The following is a 4,218-nucleotide window of genomic DNA, read 5'->3' on the forward strand; positions in this document are numbered from 1 at the left end:
CGCTACGCCACCGACGACAACCAGCACAAGGCCTCCGGCTACACGGTGCTGAACTGGCGCGCCGGCTACCAGCAGCCGATCGGCAACCTCAGCCTCGAACCCTTCGCCCGGCTGGACAACCTGACCGACCGCGAGTACATCGGCTCGCTGATCGTCAACGGCTCCGGCGGCCGTTACTACGAACCCGCCCCGGAGCGCAGCTGGCTGGTGGGGCTGGGGGTGCAGTACCAGTGGCGCTAACCCGCCCCCTGGGGGTGTCGAGCGCCTGCTCGACGCCAACGCCCAGTGGGAACAGAGATCTGTCGTCGAGCGGGCGCTCGACAACCCGGACCGGGGCGCTACACCCCCAGCCGCTCGCCGGTTCGATCAGGACAGGCAACCGCATCGAACGCCCCACGCCGCAGCGCCAGCAGCAGGAATACCGCCGCCATACCCGCCATCAGCAGCGGCAGTGCGTGGCTGTTCAGCCAACGGCTGCCCGCACCGGTGGCCAGGGGGCCGAACAGGCAACCGGCGCCCCACAGCAGGGCGATATGGGCGTTGGCCCGCACCAGCGCATCGTCACGGAAACGCTGCCCGACCAGGATCAGCGACAGGGTATACAGCCCCCCGGCACTAGCGCCGAACAGCACCAGCACCGGCCAGATGAAAGGCGTATGCAACAGTGGTGGAATGCCCAGGCTGCTACCCAGCAGGACCACCCCACAGACACGGAACAGCGTGGTACGCCGCACCTTGTCGGCCAGCCAGCCGATCGGCAGCTGCAACACCGCATCACCCACCACCACGGTGCTGACCATCACCAGCGCCAGCGACTGGGCAAAACCCTCGCGGATCAGGTAGACCGGCAACAGCGTCAGCGCCATGGCCTCGAACCCGGCGAACAGAATCACCGCCCAGGCCACCGCCGGCATCCGCCGCACAAAGCTGCCCACGCCCCGGCCCGAGGCATTCTCGGCATTCACCTGGGGGGCGCCATCGACCTGCCACAACACCACCGCGCCCAGCAACAGCAGCATGATCGACAGCCAGAAACCGGCATCGGTGGTGGTGCCCAGCAGCCCCAACAGCAAGGGCCCGCACAATTGGCTCACCGCAAAGGCACTGCCATACACCGCCACCAGACGCCCGCGCAGGCGGTCCTCGACCAACTGGTTGATCCAGCTTTCACCGAGGATGAAGGTGATGGTCAGGCTGCCGCCGAGCACCAGGCGCAGCACCAGCCACAGCCAGTAGTTGCTCCATACCGTCAGCAGGCCCACAGAGATCGCACTGCTGACCAGCATCAGCCGCATGCAGCGTTCCGAGCCCAGATAGCCCGCCAGATGCCCGGCCAGCCGCGCGCCGAGCAGAATGCCGATGGCCGGCATGGCGGCCATGACGCCGATGGCGAAAGCGTCATATCCCCATTGGTTCAGACGCAGCGATACCAGCGGCAGGGTGATGCCCATGGCCAGGCCAACCACCACGACTGCAGAGGTTACGATCCAGTAGGTGCTCCAGCGCATCGACTGCCTTCCAATCACGTATACAAGAGAGCCGGAAAACATACGCCCAGCCCCGAAAACATTCAATATATTTTACAGCCACCACCACGCCCGGCCTCCCCGCCCGTACTTTACTCTCGAGAGACCAGCCCCTTACATGACAGCAACGCTAACGCCTGTTGCACCACCTTTCCCGTTTGTTTTATTTGACATAGGCTCGAATCAAACAATACCCACTACCCCATTGCAGGATGGTGTCACATGAATAACCCGCTCGCCGCGCACTCCACCTTGCCGAGGGGCTGTTCTATACTGATGCCGATGGCCGCCAGATACTCGATGGCACCTCCAGTGCACGCGGCTACGAGGTGTTCGAAAGCTGCTTTTGGGATGGACTGCTGGTGCGCTGTACCGGCGACATCATCGCCCTGTCGCCGCCGCTGACCATCGAACATGCTCAGATCGACCGTATCATCGAGACCCTGGGTCGCACCATCCAGCGCACGGCATGACACGACCGGCACAAAATTTTCGATACAGCATGGTCTCAACGTGACCAAGCGGTTACATTCCTCGTCAGCTAATCTATTCGAATAAACGCCCCGGCGGGCCGGATCTGTGCCCGCCTGCTGACATGGCAGTTATGCACCCCTGCCATGCGGGCCCTGCGAGGAGTCTTGCGAGATGTCGCGTTTGCCGGTCATAGTCGGCTTCGGTGGCTACAATGCCGCCGGCCGCAGTTCGTTCCACCATGCGTTTCGCCGTACCGTGATCGAATCACTGCCCCCTGCCGAGCGCCAGGAAACCCTGGCCGGACTGGCCGTGCTGATGAAGCTGGTGCGGGTGGAGAATGATACCTATCTGGACGCCGCCGGCCAGGTGCTGACGGCCGCCGATATCGAGCAGCGCTTTGCCGAGCAGATCCTCGACGGCACCCTGGTGCGGCGCATCGAGAAGCGTCACCTGGACGTGGATGCCGCGCACTGGCACAAGACGCTGCCGGTCGGCGTGGATGCGGCGCAGCCGCTGTCCTTCATTACCCTGGCAAAGCAACTGCCGGAGCCGCTGCCGGCTGGCTGGAGCGTCGAGCCGCTGGCCGGCAACGAGGTACGCGTCAACATCGCCGCCGATTGCGAGCTGAAGGTCGACAGCTATCGCCCGCTGGCAGTCAAGTCCGCCGGCCAGTTGCCCACCGGCTTCGAGCCGGGCGAGCAGTACAACTCGCGCTTCCATCCGCGCGGGCTGCAGATGTCCATCGTCGCTGCAGCCGATGCTCTGCATTCCACCGGGCTGTCCTGGCAGCACATCCTCGAACATATCGAGCCCGACCAGGTCGCGGTGTTCTCCAGCAGCATCATGAGCCAGCTGGATGAGTTCAGCTTCGGCGGCATGATGCAGTCGCGGCTCAAGGGCCACCGGGTCAGCGCCAAGCAACTGGCCCTGGGGCTGAACAGCATGCCGGCGGACTTCGTCAATGCCTACGTACTGGGCAGCGTCGGCAGCACCGGCGCGGTCACCGGCGCCTGTGCCAGCTTCCTGTACAACCTGCAGAAAGGCATCGAGATGATCGGCAGCGGCCGCGCCCGCGTGGTGCTGGTCGGTGCCAGCGAAGCGCCGATCACCCAGGAGTGCATCGAGGGCTACGGCGCCATGAGCGCCTTGGCCACCGAGGAAGGCCTACGCCATATCGAAGGGCGCGATGATGTCGACTTCCGCCGCGCCAGTCGCCCGTTCAGCCACAACTGCGGTTTCACCCTGGCCGAATCCGGGCAGTTCTTCATGCTGATGGACGACGAGCTGGCCCTGCAGCTGGGCGCCGATATCCATGGCGCGGTGCCGGACGTGTTCGTCAGCGCCGATGGCTTCAAGAAGTCCATCTCCGCGCCCGGCCCGGGCAACTACCTGACCATGGCCAAGTCGGTGTACAGCGCCATGCAGATCCTCGGCCCGGAGGTGGTGCGCCAGCGCAGCTTCGTGCATGCCCACGGCTCCAGCACCCCGGCCAACCGGGTCACCGAGTCCCAGCTGATCGACGAGGTGGCCGCGGCCTTCGGCATCGAGGAACTGCCGGTGGCGGCGGTCAAGGCGTTCGTCGGCCATTCGCTGGCCAGTGCCAGCGCCGACCAGTTGGCCTCGGCACTGGGCACCTTCAAGTATCAGATCCTGCCGGGGATCAAGACCATCGACCACATCGCCCCGGATGTGCACCGCGAGCACCTGCGCTTCAGCATCACCGACGTACCGCGCAGCGACAATCCGTTGGAGGTGTGCTTCATCAATTCCAAGGGCTTTGGTGGCAACAACGCCAGCGCCGTGGTGCTGGGGCCGCAACCGGTGGAGCGCATGCTGCGCAAGCGCTACGGCGCGGAGCGCTTCGCCGACTACGAGATCCGCCGCGCCGAGACCCGCAAGGCCGCCATGGCCTATGAGCAACGCGCGCTGAAGGGACAGCTGGATGTGATCTACAACTTCGGCAATGACATGATCGACGAGAGCGAGATCCAGCTCGATGCCGAGCAGATGCGCATTCCCGGCTTCAGCCAGCCGCTGGTGTTCAAGAAGGATGAGCGCTTTTCCGACATGCTCGACTGAGCAGGTCGGATGACAGGGTTGTCGAGCGCCTGCTCGACGACGGGCTCAGGCGTAGCGCAGGCGAGACTGTGAAAGTATCTCAGTTGTTCGGTAGGCTGGAGGTTGTTTTCCCTCTCACCGGTATGAAGCATGAGCCAAC

At 64.4% G+C, this 4,218-nt stretch carries 2 protein-coding genes and 2 pseudogenes; 3 read left to right on the forward strand and 1 reads right to left on the reverse strand.

The features are described 5' to 3' along the window. Positions 1 to 240 (forward strand): annotated as a pseudogene (locus H6X51_RS19630) (TonB-dependent receptor); the annotation flags it as partial. Between the two features lie 98 nt (positions 241 to 338). Here H6X51_RS19630 and H6X51_RS19635 read toward each other — a convergent pair. Beyond that, the gene (locus H6X51_RS19635; protein ID WP_185269113.1) at positions 339 to 1,508 is read right to left on the reverse strand and encodes an MFS transporter; all 1,170 of its coding nucleotides are present in this window, start codon (positions 1,506 to 1,508) and stop codon (positions 339 to 341) included. A 335-nt stretch (positions 1,509 to 1,843) separates the two neighbouring features. On the opposite strand from H6X51_RS19635, the pseudogene H6X51_RS20450 reads away from it, so the two are divergent. Together H6X51_RS20450 and H6X51_RS19645 are read left to right on the forward strand one after the other, a co-directional pair. Next, positions 1,844 to 1,999 (forward strand): annotated as a pseudogene (locus H6X51_RS20450) (aspartate aminotransferase family protein); the annotation flags it as partial. 172 nt (positions 2,000 to 2,171) lie between these two features. Then, positions 2,172 to 4,079: a beta-ketoacyl synthase gene (locus H6X51_RS19645; RefSeq protein ID WP_185269114.1), complete on the forward strand. Its 1,908-nt coding sequence runs from the start codon at positions 2,172 to 2,174 to the stop codon at positions 4,077 to 4,079. The last annotated feature ends 139 nt before the right edge of the window (positions 4,080 to 4,218 follow it).

Source organism: Halopseudomonas xiamenensis (genome assembly GCF_014219065.1).
In the GTDB taxonomy this organism is placed as follows: domain Bacteria; phylum Pseudomonadota; class Gammaproteobacteria; order Pseudomonadales; family Pseudomonadaceae; genus Halopseudomonas; species Halopseudomonas xiamenensis.